Annotated in this window: 14 protein-coding genes; 4 read left to right on the top strand and 10 right to left on the bottom strand. The window is 45.6% G+C overall.

The features are described 5' to 3' along the window. Window positions 1-50: 50 nt before the first annotated feature. The gene (locus GHC22_RS08240) at window positions 51-1,514 is read right to left on the bottom strand and encodes an SEC-C metal-binding domain-containing protein (protein ID WP_153752646.1); all 1,464 of its coding nucleotides are present in this window, start codon (window positions 1,512-1,514) and stop codon (window positions 51-53) included. Window positions 1,515-2,074: 560 nt separating this feature from the next. Here GHC22_RS08240 and GHC22_RS08235 point away from each other — a divergent pair. Beyond that, window positions 2,075-2,407, top strand: a complete 333-nt coding sequence (locus tag GHC22_RS08235; RefSeq protein ID WP_003834436.1) for an RcnB family protein — start codon at window positions 2,075-2,077, stop codon at window positions 2,405-2,407. 52 nt (window positions 2,408-2,459) lie between these two features. On the opposite strand, the gene GHC22_RS08230 is transcribed toward GHC22_RS08235, so the two are convergent. From GHC22_RS08230 to apbC, 6 genes are all read right to left on the bottom strand, one after another. Further along, window positions 2,460-3,467: a fimbrial protein gene (locus GHC22_RS08230; RefSeq protein WP_131820873.1), complete on the bottom strand. Its 1,008-nt coding sequence runs from the start codon at window positions 3,465-3,467 to the stop codon at window positions 2,460-2,462. Next, complete coding sequence (locus GHC22_RS08225; protein WP_153752643.1) at window positions 3,439-5,925, bottom strand: fimbrial biogenesis outer membrane usher protein; 2,487 nt, start codon at window positions 5,923-5,925, stop codon at window positions 3,439-3,441. The genes GHC22_RS08230 and GHC22_RS08225 overlap by 29 nt, the downstream gene beginning before the upstream one ends. A gap of 14 nt (window positions 5,926-5,939) precedes the next feature. Beyond that, the gene (locus tag GHC22_RS08220; protein ID WP_048215930.1) at window positions 5,940-6,623 is read right to left on the bottom strand and encodes a fimbria/pilus periplasmic chaperone; all 684 of its coding nucleotides are present in this window, start codon (window positions 6,621-6,623) and stop codon (window positions 5,940-5,942) included. Between the two features lie 63 nt (window positions 6,624-6,686). Then, window positions 6,687-7,265 carry a fimbrial protein gene (locus GHC22_RS08215; protein ID WP_153752641.1) on the bottom strand — a complete coding sequence of 193 codons (579 nt, stop codon included), beginning with the start codon at window positions 7,263-7,265 and terminating at the stop codon, window positions 6,687-6,689. A 272-nt stretch (window positions 7,266-7,537) separates the two neighbouring features. Next, window positions 7,538-7,831, bottom strand: a complete 294-nt coding sequence (locus GHC22_RS08210; protein ID WP_228553240.1) for a DUF2574 family protein — start codon at window positions 7,829-7,831, stop codon at window positions 7,538-7,540. 256 nt (window positions 7,832-8,087) lie between these two features. Then, window positions 8,088-9,197: an iron-sulfur cluster carrier protein ApbC gene (gene apbC / locus GHC22_RS08205; protein ID WP_043016929.1), complete on the bottom strand. Its 1,110-nt coding sequence runs from the start codon at window positions 9,195-9,197 to the stop codon at window positions 8,088-8,090. Window positions 9,198-9,361: 164 nt separating this feature from the next. On the opposite strand from apbC, the gene metG reads away from it, so the two are divergent. Continuing rightward, window positions 9,362-11,395, top strand: coding sequence for a methionine--tRNA ligase (gene metG, locus GHC22_RS08200; RefSeq protein ID WP_032943974.1), 2,034 nt, complete (start codon window positions 9,362-9,364; stop codon window positions 11,393-11,395). 205 nt (window positions 11,396-11,600) lie between these two features. After that, window positions 11,601-12,059 (top strand): YehR family lipoprotein, encoded by a 459-nt coding sequence (locus GHC22_RS08195; RefSeq protein ID WP_057066540.1) that lies wholly within the window; start codon window positions 11,601-11,603, stop codon window positions 12,057-12,059. A 43-nt stretch (window positions 12,060-12,102) separates the two neighbouring features. Here GHC22_RS08195 and GHC22_RS08190 read toward each other — a convergent pair whose 3' ends face one another. Genes GHC22_RS08190 through GHC22_RS08180 form a run of 3 tightly spaced genes read right to left on the bottom strand, consistent with a single transcriptional unit; the run spans window position 12,103 to window position 15,021 of the window. Further along, window positions 12,103-12,573 carry a DUF1456 family protein gene (locus GHC22_RS08190; protein ID WP_003834454.1) on the bottom strand — a complete coding sequence of 157 codons (471 nt, stop codon included), beginning with the start codon at window positions 12,571-12,573 and terminating at the stop codon, window positions 12,103-12,105. A gap of 46 nt (window positions 12,574-12,619) precedes the next feature. Further along, the gene (gene btsR, locus GHC22_RS08185; protein WP_003840155.1) at window positions 12,620-13,339 is read right to left on the bottom strand and encodes a two-component system response regulator BtsR; all 720 of its coding nucleotides are present in this window, start codon (window positions 13,337-13,339) and stop codon (window positions 12,620-12,622) included. After that, window positions 13,336-15,021: a sensor histidine kinase gene (locus GHC22_RS08180; RefSeq protein WP_020996665.1), complete on the bottom strand. Its 1,686-nt coding sequence runs from the start codon at window positions 15,019-15,021 to the stop codon at window positions 13,336-13,338. The genes btsR and GHC22_RS08180 overlap by 4 nt, the downstream gene beginning before the upstream one ends. A gap of 225 nt (window positions 15,022-15,246) precedes the next feature. On the opposite strand from GHC22_RS08180, the gene mlrA reads away from it, so the two are divergent. Beyond that, complete coding sequence (gene mlrA / locus GHC22_RS08175; RefSeq protein ID WP_153752640.1) at window positions 15,247-15,978, top strand: HTH-type transcriptional regulator MlrA; 732 nt, start codon at window positions 15,247-15,249, stop codon at window positions 15,976-15,978. The last annotated feature ends 27 nt before the right edge of the window (window positions 15,979-16,005 follow it).

The following is a 16,005-nucleotide window of genomic DNA, read 5'->3' as shown; positions in this document are numbered from 1 at the left end:
CGCTTTAAGCGGGCTTCCTACTAAAAATCTGATTAGATTATTGGTTGCATCTACCCATGACATTTTTTAAATTTTTTACCAGACCCACAATAGCAAGGATCATTTCTTCCTATTTTTTTCTCATTATTAACTATAGGTGATATCTGAAAAGAATCTATTGGCTTAGGAATGAAATCAGTAAGCACATTATAATCCTTCATAGCGATTTTAGCTAACACTCGCTCTTCTTTTGTTAATGGCTTATCGAACTTGCAATAGACGACATCTTCTGATCGTCCATCAGAATCTTTACTTTCTGTTGCAATAATTATTAGTTTTTTTATTTCATTATATTTATATTTTGCTGCCAATGCATACATTTGAATACAGGAAAAGCGCTCCTTTCTGTATTTTTCATATGACAAAAACTCATCTTTCGGGAAGAACAGAAATATATAAAACTTCCCTTCCTCATCAATTGACTGAACAATTCTAGAACTTCTTCTATTTGTTGGTACTTGTTTAAACTTATCCAAAAAAGCATGGGACAAATAGTATCTCGATCTTCTACTTTCTGATGCTAGTTGTCTTACTGTTTCCTCATGGCTTAGAAAATCGTTTTCCATTCCCAAACCTACAGTAGCATTAAGAATTGAATCGGAAAAACGCTGAATAGTTTCATCCCAAAAAACACTGCCTTTTTTCAATGCCTTATAGTAATTATACTTAGAAGATTTCTTCAACCCTTCCCATTCATGTTCTGCAATTTGAACAAATGTATTATCTGGAACTATTTTATCATCGACAATTTCACCATGCCCACTCAAGTAAGCCCCCAAAGTATCATCCTCTCCAGGGCTTAATCCAAGATATCCAGAACGAACTACACGTTCTTTCTCTTTTAAGTAAGCAACAAAGTCAGAAATCGTATCCAATTCGGTAAGTAAAAGTTGTAGGGATACTTCGTCTAGCACATGAACGAATGTTTTATTTGGATTAATATCACCCACAGAGAAAGGTAACTCTAGAGTTTCCTTCACGTCAGAAAGGAAAATGTTCATAAACGTGCCTGAACTTCCCTCGGCGATACGTCCAAAATATTTGGATGCTGGCGCTGTACTATTACTTGTTACTGCAACAAGAAAAAAACGCATGTTTTTTTCAATTTCTATCGGAAAAGGATGTTTACATTCCTTGTCCAAAAAAAGACGCCCTTTAGTTTCTTTCAAAAACTTTTCCGCACCATATAATTGAGTTGCGGATTCAGTCACAGATCTTTTGAACCATCTCTTCCATGCGACAGAAACATCAATTCCTTCATGGAACTTAATATCTTTATCAGAGAATATTATTACATTATTTTCAAATACCACCAATAAATCACAGACTTCTTTCCCTGATTTATTTTTTGAATATCCTTCGTCACTATAAACATTAGGGTAAGACCATAGACCTATGAAAGCATTGTTCGCTAGCTCAATTAATCTTTTTTCAGTTTTATTAATTCCTTGCCCTTTCTTAATTACCTTTAACATTGTGCACCTTTGTATAAAAATACAACACGATAACGCGCTAATAAAACCTCAAGAACAGCACCTAGAAGCCTGAAAGGATTCTAGCTATAAGCTCATCATACTGACGTGCTCTCATCACTGTATCTGTTGCAATAGGCTAACGTTTCCAATCTACTTTTCAATGAGCTGGTGCAAAAAAGTGCGTTTACCGGTTGTAATCAAAGATGGGTGTTTTTTTGGGTGCATTAGGACGAAGGATGCCGCCAATACTGGCTATGACATCCCCCAGATCAGGTGGTACGGGTATTTCTCAGCCTTCACCAGGAAGGGCACCCCGAGTCGTTGAAACGCAAATGTAATATGTTGGTTTCAGCAACAGGATACTGTCTGTGCTTAACGATGTAAATTGGCGCACTCCCCACTCCCGCAGTGAAACTACTGGTCAAGGTTGCTGCAATTCTGTACTTTCATTTACACTTTTTACGAAATGACTGGAGTGATCACAAAATAGTGCTTGTCAGACATCCGGTATGCCAGGAATGATACATGACTGATTTTGATGACCCGAAGAGGTAGAGAGGATGGGTATGAAGAATAAAATGTTGCTGGGTGCACTTCTGCTTGCAAGCAGCGTCGTCTGGGCCGCACCAGCTGCAACAGCTGCCCCCACCGGTATCGATAAGTATGAACTGAGCAGCTTTATTGCTGACTTCACCCATTTCAAACCCGGTGACAAGGTTCCACCACTGTATCTCACCGAAGAATACACCATTAAACAGTGGAATCTGCGCAACCTGCCCGCACCGACAGCAGGCACCCACTGGACCTATATGGGTGGCGCGTATGTGCTGGTCAACGATGCCGATGCTAAGATCATTAAAGCCTACGACGGCGAGATTTTTTATCATCGGTAAAAAAACGCACCCAGTATAGTTGGGTGCGTAAATTTCTTGCTTTACTTACTTTTTAATTATAGTCAATAACGACCTTTACCCGACTCATTGTTTCTCCCGCAGTGACTTTCCCTGCATACGTTCTGGTGCGGGCGTAAATATTGATTGGTACTATATTCGCTTTCACATCGCCAGATCGATACAGGTTACTTCTGCCATAACCAATACTCGTTGAACCGTCCATTGATAACTGAAATCCTACCGACCCTGCGCTATTCGCCGCAGTACCATAATCGTTGGTCAGGGTCATTGAATCCTCCGCCAATGGACTCATCGGTTCAAAATAAAATAACAGATTATCAGGCGTAAACTTCAGATTCCCAGCCCCACTGGCCTGACAGGTGAATATTACCGGGTGAAGCTCAAATTTTTTCTTATCAAGATCATTAATATTTATCCTTCCCAGATCAATTTCCTGATTACCAAAATAGCAGGTTGTGATATCGACCATAATCGTGACATTTAAATTATAATTTAATTTTTTTGAACTACAGTTATTCTCATTTCCCTGACAGTATTCAAGGCTCAACTCAGTAACGAGAGGGATCGTCGCACCAGGGGCGATGATCGTTGCGGCCCCGCGGTCTGGGGCCTCAACAATTGAATAGTTCAGAACTAAACCCGCCATATCAAAAAAATCTGACAATGTATACTTTGCTTTATTTGCAACAATATCCTTTGCTTGATAACTCACAGAAAAGGAAACAATGTAATATTTACTGCCTACCTTAAAAGCATATTCACTGCTATGCAAGATGGCCATTGCGGCCTTCAACCATGCCTTCTCCTGTGACTTACAGTCCAGTACAACAGTGCCATCCTGGCCAGAAGCAAAAACACCACCATCAAGTACACCGGACATCGCATCTGGGGTGAAAGAATATGCTCCCGTAATATTTGGTGGAGGAACAAAATCACATTTATCAGCCTGTGCCCAAAAAGAGCATAATGTTAATACCGTTAACAGTATCCATCTCATCATCATTATCCTTTTACTGGCATGAGTATGTCTTACTGGCATCAATTTCCTGATTGAAGGAGATTGTGCAGTAACGTCCTTGTTGTTTATCAATGGCAACTTTGATTTTTGCAGGCACGTCATTAGTACGAATAAACAACATACTGCCTTGCCCAACCAGACCAATGTTTTCGCCCTGTTCGCTTTCGACCTCATAACCAAAGGTTAATGGTGATCCATCCGAGCGCAATGCTTTAAAGTACCAGGGTTTACGCTGGTCGGTATCAAATTGCGCTTTGACCACTGCCCCACGATATGGAGCAACACTTTTACGGTTACCCTGTAATTCTGTTTCGCTATTGGTATTAGAGACATCCAGTGTCAGCATATTCTCACGGTACGCACTCATACCATCATATACCACCGTACCTTTACTGTTTGTCTCCCGATATTTCTGCCCATTGATATAAGCGCCTTCAAGTCCGGGGGCGTCTACGATGGCGAAAGTCTCAGAAAGGTGGTTTGCCAGGTTTATACCGCCAGCCCATGCCACAATCCCACCGGAGATACTGCCACTGCTTTGTTTATATTTTGTGGATTGACTATAACTACCGTTAACCGTTGCAACAGGAGCACGCCACGTCACATTTGCCCCTGCGCTGGTTTCGCTGTCTTGTCGTTGATGGCTCAGGTTTACACCATAGTTAAATTGATCGCGATCGCCTGCGATCCCACTAATACCGGTATTATTTGATGCAAAACCATCATCATCAAATGTGGTCGAGTTAGAGAGATATACCTGTCGCCGTGGCGTGGATATACCATCTCCCCAGTTAAAGGGTATGGAGATAAAGATGTTGAAACGTTTATCTTCATTATGATCTTCATCGTAGGTTTGGCTAGCAGAAAGCGTATAGCTAATCCGTTGCCAACTATTGGTGTAGCTCAGTTGATAATCTTTATTACTACCGCTACGTCCCCAGTAGTCACGCCATAATGTGCTTAATGATACGGATCCCCACCCCTCAGGAAGCGATTGATTGATGTTGGCTGTAAAACTGTTTTTACGACCGAAATCATACTGATAATAATCAGCAATATCGTAGACATCATTTTCATCACGATGATAACTGTTTTTATTATTCGCCCATACGTGATCGTTAAATGTACGATAGTCACGAGAAGAATATCGGTATGCCGCTAAACCAAATCGCGTCCCTGTCTGCGTAAGATATTTATTCCACGCAACCTGGTAACTCTGGCCATCAAAAACGTCACCATTATCCTGTTTACTATGTGACTGCGTGGCGTCAAAAGAAACAGCGCCAATGCGCGTATTCCAGCCTGTTCCCAGCGTAAAGGCATTATAGTTATCCCCTAGCATTGTGCCGCCATACAGCGTTAATAGATTATTAAAGCCATACTGATAACTGGCCTGAACGAAATCACTTTGGTTGCTGGCACCTTCAATATGGCTGCGACCCGCGACAAAATCATACTTTGACACACCAGGCTGCAACATATTGGGTACAGACGAATAAGGAACCAGATAGGTCGTAACGGTACCATCCGCTTCTTTCACGCTAACGTCGAGGTCCGACCCACCGCCTGCTAACTGCAAATCGGCAATTGAGAAGGGGCCCGGCGGTACCTCTTTTTGATAGACAACAAAACCATTTTGTTCAATAGTGACAAGGGCATTACTTTGTGCAATCCCTTGAACTAACGGCGTAAAATTCTGTTTTGAGTTCGGGAGCATCTGCATATCACGATATAAGCGTACCCCGCGAAACCGCACGGTATCAAAAATATCTGATGATGTGTACATATCGCCCGCGCGCAATGTGCCCAAAATTTCCGGGATCCCGCGCTCCAAATAGAGAGTATTACTCTTCCACTCACCATTACTATCATCAGTCTTATTGTAACTGGCATCAGAATGTAGTTGCCAACCTAATAAATTCAATCCGCTATTAAAACGAGCAAAAGTATTTTTACTGTTACCGGAGTCTTTATAATCGCTATAGTATTGGCTCACATAATAGGACGTATACAGCGCATTAATCCCCCGTTCCCAGTTTTCAGGCTCGACGTAACCGTATTCAAGTTCATTGACGAAAGCCTGCGGGACATTGAGATCAAGGCGAAATCGGCTCACATCAAAAGTCGCCCCTCCCCCCTGAAGTGCAGTTTTTATAGGTACACATTGTGCATCTTTATCGACTTTAATCCCTTCAGACTTAATCCCAAGACGATGAACGAGATCCCACGTCAAACACGTGTCATCAGGTTCATCTTTGACATTCAATTCATATTTCCCACGCCATTGGTTGTTAAGATAAATATCTAGATCATAGGTTCCGGAAATCGGTTTTTCACCATCAAATCTAAAGTCACTGACCTTTTCACCCTTTAATCCCCCCATCATAAAATGGGTATCAAATGTTTCTTCTTCAGCAAATAGTTGACCCGAGAACAACAGAAAAAATATCGCGGAAGCAAGTGGAGTTATCCTTAACATGGCCACACCTCATATTATTTAACTCTGATCGTATCGCTAACATAATTACCGCGATCATCAATAATAGTCACAACATACTGATTGCTGCCATTGTTTCTCAGTTGGAGAAGTTGACTGGATAATGGTGGCAATAAAATAGTTTTACCATTTAACTGAACTTTGTTCGCTTCAATCTTGGGGATGGTAATCCAGTTCGCAGTAGCATTATTTAAATTTAACCCGCCATTGCCGCGAGAAAAACTTAACTTTTTAATGCTATTTTGTGTGACCGACTCAATACCCTTAGGTCGGTACAGCATTTTTAATCTGTTCTGCATGGCAAATTTTAGCGTATTCTTCCCATCTTGATTATTTGTATTTGGGGGTATATCCAGCACATTAAAATAAAAAAGACTTTCTTTATCATTTGGTAAGTTATTGGCGATTTTTTTGATTTTTATTTGCTGACCTGAATTACCTTTAACACGGATAACCGGCGGAGTCAGCAAAAATGGTACATCTATTTTTTCCGGAGGTAATGTAGTATCGCCATCATCAATCCAGGATTGTACCAGTGATGCCCTGGTACTCTCATTCATCAACTGAACGACAATTTCTTTTTGATCAGCCGGATAAATAACACGGGTGCCATAAATCACGATATCAGCGTGTGCCGGGAGCGTCAGTGCTATCAGGCCTGAAAGTAAAATCCGTTTCATAATACACTACCTTATTGATAGCGCTATATTGTCGAGTCATCCCGACAATATAGCCATTTAGAATTAATCAGTTTCAACAGTAAATTTTATCGTAGATTTTACATCGCCAGCTTTAACAACCTGAGCCAGTCGCGCCCATCGCGCATCAAATTTCAAGGTGTACTTGACACCTTCATTTCCAATGGACTCACCTTTCAACCCGCTAACATCCACAACCTGGTCGTTCTCGTTGATATTAACGAAACTCGTGGCGGTGTTATAAAAATCAACAGCGAACCCTACGCCGGTAGTATCGCCACCATCATCCTGTAATAATCCCGGATATTCCGAGAATTTAGTTGGTGAAAAGGTAATATTTTTCAACTCTACCGTAGACGGACAAATAATTTCAATTGAATCTGCATCGGTATTCCACACTTTTGTACTGCTAACAGCGCCGATACCAATTTTATACACATCAGAAGTTGAAATTGTACCCATGTCAATAATTGCAGAGTCACCACCATTGGAATTAAAATGACAAGATGACCCTTCTACTGTCGCTTGAATGATTAACTGTCCCTCATCAGTAATTTCAGCAGCATGCGCCATACCGACAGATAAAAATGGTAACATCGCCAAAGAAATAATGGATCTTTTCATAGGTCATTCCTTATTAATTTTAATAAACACATCCTTTTAACAACTTCGAAATCAAAATGTCACGAGAATAATTTTGACGCAATGTGAAATGATGTTTTATTTGATTTAACGCAAATTTCACTAAGCATTATTTAAGCATAAGATAATACTTATTTAAGTAATTCACTATAATAATAAATAACGGAAAGTAAATGTAATAGAAGGGAAAATTAAAGAGGCGGCAGTATTACGCTGGGTAAAACTGCCGTTTGACAAGATTCATTCTGAGGTCATTAATCGTAGGTATTGAGCACTATTTGCCGTGTCGTATCACCCGGTAACATCACACGTTGCGTATTGACACCCCGGTAGTTTGGTTTGTCGCTTCCAACCGTCAATCGAGCCGCATCTGCCTGGCAATCATTTTGAGGCTCACCACCTGTCATATCGATATGGCAGGTGGACTCAACAACATGCCCGATGATTGTTAACTTCCCATCGATTGTATCAGAAGCCAAAGCCTGCAAACTCATTCCATAAGCCAGAGTAATAACTCCCAAGAATAAACTTTTCTTCATTGTGTTCATTATTCCTGTAATGGGTGGGAAACAGCGTACAAGCCGCCTGCACTGAGTATTATCAGTTAACTCCCCTATTTGAACCAATTGAAATTGTAGATTAATGAGATAGATTTGATCAATTATAATGATGCATCGAGGTGATTTATTCGGAAAAAGGCATGAATTATAAACGCAGAATGAACAATATCGTAAGATTTTTAAATTTAATATATTCACCGTATCAATAATACATTGATGCGGTGAATATCTGTAACGCTATAAATTACACCGCGCGGAAGGCAATTTCGCCCGGAATAACCTCTCCCTGCCAGTAGAGCTGCGCAGCCACTCGTCCTGCCAGATCGCGGTAAATAGCAGTAAATTCGCTATCAGGACGGCTAATCACCGTCGGCGTACCACGATCGAGGTCCTCACGCAGAGAAATATGCAGCGGCATCTGTCCCAGCAGTTGAGTGTGATACTGCTCGGCCAACTTCTGTGCCCCACCGGTACCGAAGATCGGTTCATGGTGACCGCAGTTGCTGCAAATATGCATACTCATATTCTCAACAATACCCAGTACCGGCACTTCGACTTTTTCGAACATCACGATGCCCTTTTTCGCATCGATCAGCGCGATGTCCTGCGGCGTAGTGACAACAACCGCGCCCGTTACCGGAATGTTCTGCGCCAGCGTCAGCTGGATGTCACCGGTGCCCGGCGGCATATCCAGTACCAGATAATCAAGATCCGGCCATAAGGTTTCCTGCAACATCTGCAGCAGCGCTTTGCTGGCCATCGGGCCGCGCCATACCATCGCGTTATCGTCAGTGACCAGATAACCAATGGAGTTCGTTGCCAGACCATGAGACATGATCGGTGCCATGTGGGTACCATCTGGCGAGGTTGGACGCTGGTTTTCCGCGCCAAGCATTGTCGGAATAGACGGACCATAAATATCGGCGTCCAGAATCCCTACCTTCGCCCCTTCTGCAGCCAGCGCCAGCGCCAGGTTCACGGCGGTAGAGGATTTACCCACGCCACCTTTACCTGAACTGACGGCGATGATGTTTTTCACACCATTAATACCCGGCTGGTTTTTCACACGCTTCAACGTCGCGATGTTATGCGACAGTTTCCAGTCGATCGCTTTCGCACCGGTAATACGCAGCAGATCGGCGCTACATTGCTCTTTTAATTCCTCAAACGCGCTATGCCAGACAAACGGCATGACCAGCTCAACGTGCAACGTGTCATCCATCCAGGCGACGTGGTGCAACGCTTTAAGCGTCGTCAGATTATGCTTCAGGGTTGAATGCTGAAAATTCGCCAGCGTCCCGGCAACCATGGCGCGCAGGGTCTCTGGTGATTTGGCCTGGGATTGTGCGTTCATCCCGACTCCTTTTTGTTGTTCTGAATATACAATAGTCACCAGGTAGTTTACTCCAACCGCAACAATTATTCATTTACGGATAAATGCCCTTATCGCTTGGCGCAGTAATTACCATTTTGGTACTATCAAAGCCCTTTTCACTACAAAAGAAGTAATTGCCCACTATGACTCAAGTCGCGAAGAAAATTCTGGTAACGTGCGCGCTGCCGTACGCCAACGGCTCAATCCACCTCGGCCATATGCTGGAGCACATCCAGGCTGATGTCTGGGTCCGTTACCAGCGAATGCGCGGCCACCAGGTTAACTTCATCTGCGCGGACGACGCACACGGTACGCCAATCATGCTGAAAGCACAGCAGCTTGGGATCACGCCAGAGCAGATGATCGGTGAAATGAGTCAGGAGCATCAGACTGATTTTGCAGGTTTTGACATCAGCTATGACAACTACCACTCGACGCACAGCGAAGAGAACCGTGAGTTGTCTGAGCTGATTTATACTCGCCTGAAAGAGAACGGTTTTATTAAGAACCGTACAATCTCCCAGCTTTACGATCCGGAAAAAGGCATGTTCCTGCCGGACCGTTTCGTTAAAGGCACCTGCCCGAAATGTAAGTCTCCGGATCAGTACGGCGATAACTGTGAAGTCTGCGGCGCAACCTACAGCCCGACCGAACTTATCGAGCCGAAATCCGTCGTGTCTGGCGCAACGCCGGTGATGCGTGACTCCGAACACTTCTTCTTTGATCTGCCGTCATTCAGCGAAATGCTGCAGGCGTGGACGCGCAGCGGCGCGTTACAGGAGCAGGTCGCCAACAAAATGCAGGAATGGTTCGAATCCGGCCTGCAACAGTGGGATATCTCTCGCGATTCCCCGTACTTCGGTTTTGAAATCCCGAATGCGCCTGGCAAGTACTTCTATGTCTGGCTGGACGCGCCAATTGGCTATATGGGTTCATTCAAAAACCTGTGCGATAAGCGCGGTGACACCACCAGTTTTGACGAGTACTGGAAGAAAGATTCTGACGCCGAGCTGTATCACTTCATCGGTAAGGATATCGTTTACTTCCACAGCCTGTTCTGGCCTGCCATGCTGGAAGGCAGCAACTTCCGTAAGCCGACCAACCTGTTTGTACACGGTTATGTGACGGTGAACGGCGCGAAGATGTCCAAATCTCGCGGCACCTTCATTAAGGCCAGCACCTGGCTGAAGCACTTCGATGCCGACAGCTTGCGCTACTACTACACCGCGAAGCTTTCTTCACGTATTGATGACATCGACCTGAACCTGGAAGACTTTGTCCAGCGCGTTAACGCCGATATCGTCAACAAAGTAGTCAACCTGGCATCCCGTAACGCCGGCTTTATTGCTAAGCGTTTTGACGGCGTTCTGGCGAATGAACTGGCCGACCCGGCGCTGTATAAAACCTTCACCGACGCCGCAGTGGTGATTGGCGAAGCATGGGAAAGCCGTGAATTTGGTAAAGCTATCCGTGAAATCATGGCGCTGGCCGACGTGGCAAACCGCTACGTTGACGAACAGGCACCGTGGGTCGTAGCTAAACAGGAAGGCCGCGATGCCGACCTGCAGGCGATCTGCTCCATGGGTATCAACCTGTTCCGCGTGCTGATGACCTACCTGAAACCGGTTCTGCCAACGCTTGCTGAACGTGTTGAAGCTTTCCTGAACAGCGAACTGAGCTGGGATGCCATTGAGCAGCCACTGCTCGGCCACAAGGTCAACACCTTTAAAGCGCTGTACAATCGCATCGACATGAAACAAGTTGAAGCGCTGGTTGAGGCGTCGAAAGAAGAAGTGAAAGCAGCTGCTGCACCGGTTACCGGCCCGCTGGCTGATGACCCGATTCAGGAAACCATCACCTTTGACGATTTTGCCAAAGTTGACCTGCGTGTAGCGCTGATTGAAAACGCCGAATTCGTGGAAGGTTCCGACAAACTGTTGCGTCTGACGCTGGATCTCGGTGGTGAGAAACGTAACGTCTTCTCTGGTATTCGTTCTGCGTATCCAGATCCGCAGGTCCTGATTGGCCGCCAGACCATTATGGTTGCCAACCTGGCACCACGTAAGATGCGCTTCGGCATTTCCGAAGGGATGGTGATGGCCGCAGGTCCTGGCGGGAAAGATATCTTCCTGTTAAGCCCGGACGAAGGTGCAAAACCAGGCCAACAGGTGAAGTAAATCAAACATCTCAAGCGCTGCAACCGCAGCGCTTTTTTTTGCTACGCAAGTGCTTCCTCTAATCTTAACCCCTGCTCCATTTTCGGACTGCTTCGTTGTTAATATTAGATTTATTCTATACTGCTCTGGTATCAAGGTAGTCCGGGCTCACCAGATTCGTGGACGTTATTATTTAACATCCGATATTCATGAAATGGAGTTTTACATGAAAGCGTTACAAAAATTATTTTCTCTCGCCGTGGCATCGATTGTGGTTTTTTCCCTGGCGGGATGTGGTGATAAAGAAGAGAAAAAAACATTCAATGCCAACATTAATGGTTCTGATATCACCGTCTCTTACACCTATAAAGGTGATAAGGTCCTGAAGCAAATCTCCGAAAGTAAAATTAGCTATGCGTCAGTCGGTGCCAGCAATAAAGAGGAAGCAGCAAAAGTATTCGACGCATTAAGCGCCAAATATCAAAACATTACTGGCATAGAAGAAAAACTCACCTATTCAGATACCTACGCGCAAGAAAATGTCACTATCGATATGGAAAAAGTTGATATAAAAGCGTTGCAGGCCATTTCAGGGATGAAACTCTCTGAAAACGCCGATAAAAACATCAGCATGAAGCAAATGCAAACGGTAATGGAATCGGCGGGTTTTAAAGAAGTGAAGTAAACCATCGGCGACCCGATGTTAATCGGTGTCGCCCATTTTTTCTTTATGGTTTCGCGTTATGTACCCGTGATGTCAAACCACGCAGAAAATAACGCAGGAACTGATCGCCGCATTCGCGATAGTTCTTATGATCAGGGGCACGCATCATGGCGGTAATTTCCGGCATCGACACACGGAATTTCTGCTCGGTCATAATAGCCAGAATATCGTCGGTTTTCAGCGAAAAGGCGATACGCAGCTTTTTCAGCACCGTATTGTTATTAACACGACGCTCCAGCGCCAGTTCCGGTGCAGAATCATCTTTACCACGCAGATGATAAATCAGGCCGTTTAAAAAACCGGAGAGAATGATATCCGGGCAACGAACAAACCCAGCCTCATCTTCTTTTGTCATCCAGGTATCGAAACCTGCGGAGGTGGATTCCATGTCAGCAAGCGCAAGAATACGCACCATGTCGTTATTGTTCGCTTTCAGGGTGTAGCGCAGGCTACGAAGAATATCGTTACTTAGCATAGAGCCTTCAACTGTCGGTGATGCAATGGCGCGCAGTGTATCAGTTTTACAGTCCAATCGCCTCTTTTAGACTTTTAAGATAACGACGACTCACCGGAACGGTCAGTCCGTTACGCAAAATCAGTTCCGCCTGACCGTTGTCTTCCAGACGGATCTCCTGCAATTGCGCCATATTTACCAGATATTGCCGATGACAACGCAGCAGAGGAGTACGGCTCTCCAGCGTCCTGAGCGTCAACTCAGTGAAGCCTTCTTTACCATCGCTGCTCGTCACATACACACCACTCATGCGACTGCTGATAAACGCCACATCATCCATTTGCAGCAAATAAATCCGGCTATGGCCGCTGCACGGAATAAACTTCAGCGCCTGCTGATTTTCTGGCAGCAGTGATACATCCTGCTTGGTACGCTCCTGACGCAAACGGATTAGCGTTTTTTCCAGCCGTGCTTCTTCAATCGGCTTGAGCAGATAATCAAACGCATGTTCTTCGAAGGCTTTCACCGCATACTCATCAAAGGCGGTCAGAAAAACAATGTACGGACGATGCTCGGGATCAAGCATGCCAACCATTTCCAGGCCGCTGATTCGCGGCATCTGAATATCAAGGAACAGAACATCCGGACGCAATTTATGCACCGCGCCAATGGCTTCCACCGCATTCGAACATTCACCGACAATCTCGATGTCGCTTTGCTCTTGCAACAGGATCCGCAGATTCTCCCGGGCTAACGGTTCGTCATCGACAATCAGCACTTTGATCATGCCAGTTCCTCCAGAGGAAGTCGTAAAGTGATTCGGGTAAAGCGGTCAGGTTCACACGCTACGCTGATGCCAAAATCATCGCCAAACCGCTCGCGCAGTCGTTTATCGACCAGATTCATACCCAGTCCACTGGCTTCTGAGGTTGGCTGATACAGCCCGGCATTGTCTTCGATATCCAGCATCAGATATTGCCCTTCGCGATGGGCGGTAATCGATACTTCACCGGTATCCAGTAACTGAGAAGTACCGTGTTTAATGGCATTCTCCACGATGGGTTGCAGAGTAAAGGCGGGTAATTGCTGATGCGAAAGTTCTTCTGGCACCGTCAAGGTCACCTGAAGACGCGACTGGAATCGTGCCTTTTCAATTTGCAGATAAGCATTAACGTGTTCAATTTCATCTGCCAGCGTCACAATTTCCGACGGGCGTTTTAAATTTTTACGAAAGAACGTCGACAGATACTGCACCAGTTGGCTGGCCTGCTCGCTATCGCGTCGGATCACAGCTTTGATGGTGTTGAGAGCATTAAACAGAAAATGGGGATTGACCTGGGCGTGCAGGAGTTTTATTTCCGACTGCGTGAGCATCGCTTTTTGCCGCTCATACTGCCCGGCCAGAATTTGCGCCGAAAGCAGTTGGGCGATCCCTTCCCCCAGCGTACGGTTGATCGAACTAAAGAGGCGGTTTTTGGCCTCATAAAGTTTGATGGTCCCCATTACCCGCTGGTTTTCACCTCGCAGGGGGATCACCAGCGTCGAGCCTAATTTGCATTGCGGGTGCAAAGAGCAACGGTAAGGAACTTCATTCCCATCGGCATACACCACCTCTCCGGTTTCAATCGCGCGTTGGGTATATGACGATGAAATAGGTTTTCCGGGTAGATGGTGATCGTCACCAATACCGGTAAATGCCAGCAGTTTCTCACGGTCGGTAATCGCCACCGCACCGATATCCAACTCTTCATACAGCACCTGAGCAACCTTCATGCTGTTAACCTCGTTGAATCCCTGGCGCAAAATACCTTCCGTTGAGGCGGCAACTTTGAGTGCTGTGGCGGAAAAAGCGGAGGTATATTTTTCAAACATCGCCCGTTTATCGAGCAAAATACGCATAAATAAGGCGGCGCCCACGGTATTGGTCACCATCATCGGCGCGGCAATATTGCTGACCAACCGAAACGCATCATCGAACGGACGCGCAATTAATAAGATGATCAGCATCTGCACCAGTTCGGCAACAAAGGTAATCGCTCCCGCGGTCAGCGGACTAAAGACTTTATCGGTACGACCACGACGGGTAAGCACGCTGTGCACCAGCCCGCCGAGCAACCCTTCCACAATGGTCGAGATCATGCAGCTAAGCGCAGTCATCCCCCCCATCGAATAACGATGCAAACCGCCGGTAAGACCAACTAAACCGCCAACCACCGGGCCGCCAAGCAGCCCGCCCATCACCGCGCCAATAGCGCGAGTGTTAGCAATGGAGTCATCAATGTGCAGCCCGAAATAGGTGCCTAAAATGCAGAAAATGGAAAAAGTAACATAGCAAAGCAGTTTGTGCGGGAGTCGGATAGTCACCTGCATCAGCGGGATAAACAAACGCGTTTTGCTCATGAGCCACGCGATAACGAGGAACACACACATCTGCTGAAGCAGCAGCAACACCAGATTAAACTCGTACATACCCGCCAACCACACATCACTTAAAAGCGCGTAACATACATGGGCTGCGTGTAACTTTCTTTGAAGTGTTGCAAAAAAAGACGAATTTGTGAGAACGATCACTCGAAAGCGCGAGCATGGTTACAAAATCACCCATTCATAGATCAAAAAACAGACAAAACTACCTGGTTCGCAAAAGAGCGTCTAAAGTAAAACTGGGACCTCGCGAGCAAGAGTGAGACGACGATGGCGCTTTACACAATAGGTGAAGTGGCTTTGCTTTGTGATATCAACCCTGTCACTTTACGCGCGTGGCAGAGGCGTTACGGATTACTTAAACCGCAGCGGACAGACGGCGGGCATCGCCTGTTTAACGATGCGGATATCGACCGGATCCGCGAGATAAAACGCTGGATAAACAACGGTGTCCAGGTCAGCAAGGTTAAAATGTTGCTCAGCAATGAGAGCATTGATGTGCATAACGATTGGCGTGAACAACAAGAGACGCTGTTGAGCTATTTGCAAAGTAATAATCTGCATAGCCTCAGACTGTGGATCAAAGAGCGCGGCCAGGATTATCCCGCACAAACGCTCAACACCCATTTGTTCATTCCGTTACGCCGACGTCTGCAATGCCAACAGCCGATCCTGCAGGCGTTACTGGGGATCCTCGACGGCGTACTGATCAACTATATCGCGATTTGTCTGGCCTCAGCGCGTAAGAAACAGGGGAAAGATGCTCTGGTGGTTGGCTGGAACATTCATGATACGACCCGTTTATGGCTGGAAGGTTGGGTCGCCAGCCAGCAGGGATGGCGCATTGACGTCCTTGCCCATTCGCTGAACCAACTGCGACCGGAGCTGTTTGAAGGTCGCACCTTGCTTGTCTGGTGCGGCGAGAACCAAACGCCCGCTCAGCAGCAACAGCTGAACGAATGGCGCGCGTTGGGTCACGATATTTATCCACTCGGTATTTAGAGCCTGGCCCATTAGGGCTATTTTGCT

Source organism: Citrobacter sp. H12-3-2 (assembly GCF_009649895.1).
Lineage (GTDB): Bacteria > Pseudomonadota > Gammaproteobacteria > Enterobacterales > Enterobacteriaceae > Citrobacter > Citrobacter portucalensis.
Note: the sequence above shows the minus strand (reverse complement) of the source record. Positions and strands in the feature narration are given on the sequence as shown.

Coding starts and splice junctions, on each gene's coding strand:
- metG (WP_032943974.1), top strand. CDS start 9,362: ATGACTCAAGTCGCGAAGAAAATTCTGGTAACGTGCGCGCTGCCGTAC.
- GHC22_RS08215 (WP_153752641.1), bottom strand. CDS start 7,265: ATGAAAAGATCCATTATTTCTTTGGCGATGTTACCATTTTTATCTGTC.
- GHC22_RS08190 (WP_003834454.1), bottom strand. CDS start 12,573: ATGCTAAGTAACGATATTCTTCGTAGCCTGCGCTACACCCTGAAAGCG.
- btsR (WP_003840155.1), bottom strand. CDS start 13,339: ATGATCAAAGTGCTGATTGTCGATGACGAACCGTTAGCCCGGGAGAAT.
- GHC22_RS08180 (WP_020996665.1), bottom strand. CDS start 15,021: ATGTACGAGTTTAATCTGGTGTTGCTGCTGCTTCAGCAGATGTGTGTG.
- GHC22_RS08235 (WP_003834436.1), top strand. CDS start 2,075: ATGGGTATGAAGAATAAAATGTTGCTGGGTGCACTTCTGCTTGCAAGC.
- GHC22_RS08220 (WP_048215930.1), bottom strand. CDS start 6,623: ATGAAACGGATTTTACTTTCAGGCCTGATAGCACTGACGCTCCCGGCA.
- apbC (WP_043016929.1), bottom strand. CDS start 9,197: ATGAACGCACAATCCCAGGCCAAATCACCAGAGACCCTGCGCGCCATG.
- GHC22_RS08240 (WP_153752646.1), bottom strand. CDS start 1,514: ATGTTAAAGGTAATTAAGAAAGGGCAAGGAATTAATAAAACTGAAAAA.
- mlrA (WP_153752640.1), top strand. CDS start 15,247: ATGGCGCTTTACACAATAGGTGAAGTGGCTTTGCTTTGTGATATCAAC.
- GHC22_RS08210 (WP_228553240.1), bottom strand. CDS start 7,831: ATGAACACAATGAAGAAAAGTTTATTCTTGGGAGTTATTACTCTGGCT.
- GHC22_RS08225 (WP_153752643.1), bottom strand. CDS start 5,925: ATGTTAAGGATAACTCCACTTGCTTCCGCGATATTTTTTCTGTTGTTC.
- GHC22_RS08230 (WP_131820873.1), bottom strand. CDS start 3,467: ATGCCAGTAAGACATACTCATGCCAGTAAAAGGATAATGATGATGAGA.
- GHC22_RS08195 (WP_057066540.1), top strand. CDS start 11,601: ATGAAAGCGTTACAAAAATTATTTTCTCTCGCCGTGGCATCGATTGTG.